The sequence below is a fragment of the Mycobacterium sp. E3339 genome, from assembly GCF_001666915.1.
In the GTDB taxonomy this organism is placed as follows: Bacteria; Actinomycetota; Actinomycetes; order Mycobacteriales; family Mycobacteriaceae; genus Mycobacterium.
In genome coordinates, this window is record NZ_LZIZ01000116.1 from 1 (window position 1) to 824 (window position 824).

Consider the following 824-nt stretch of genomic DNA (forward strand, 5'->3'; position numbering starts at 1 on the left):
GCCATCGCTTCGAAGAGGTCGGCGGCCTTCGCGACGCTTTCGCTGGGCTTGGTCATCCGGGTGGCGATCTCGCGGGCCCGGGTGGCGTAGGACGGGGTGAGGGTTTGCCGCAGGTCTGCCACCAGGGATTTGCTGGTGGTCTTCGAGAAGCGCCGGGCCGTACCGACTTCCAGTCGCTTGACCTGGGCCCCCCAGTAGGGCTGATCCGCCGAGCTCCAGAGGATCAACGTCGGAACTCCGGCGCGCAGGCTGGCGGCCGTGGTGCCCGAGCCGCCATGGTGGACCACCGCGTGGCAGGCGGGGAAGATCTTCGCGTAATTCACCGCCCCCACCACCTTGACGTGGTCGAAGCTCGGCACGTCGCTGTAGTCGCTCGAACCGGCGCAGAGCAACGCCCGCTCCCCCAGCTCGCCGCAGGCGGAGGCGATCATCTGGACGGTCTCGGCCGGCGACGCCACCGGCATGCTGCCGAAGCCGAAGCAAATCGGCGGGGATCCCGCCGCGATCCACGAGGCGACGTCGTCGTCGAGTTCGGTGGTCAGCTCCATCGTCAGCGCCCCGACGAACGGCCGCTGACCGTCCCACTTCGCCCATTCGGCGGCCAACCCCGGAAAACACGCCTCGTCGTAGGCCTGGATTTCCATCGCGCCCCGTCGGGCGATGCGCGCCGGCGAGGGACCCTTCGCCTTCGGCAGGCCGAGTTCGCGCCGCTGCGCATCCTCGGGCTTCTTGTTCAGGCGCCAGGCCAACCAGTCGAACGCCATCATGGCCGACCGACCCAACGGGGGCGGCAGGATCGAGACCAGCTGGCCGTTGGGCCGCAT

The 824-nt window shown here is 69.3% G+C and carries 1 protein-coding gene; it reads right to left on the bottom strand.

What is annotated here, in order from left to right:
* Positions 1 to 824 (bottom strand): glycosyltransferase (locus A5702_RS26690; RefSeq protein ID WP_068220402.1); only part of this gene is annotated, 824 nt, incomplete at both ends.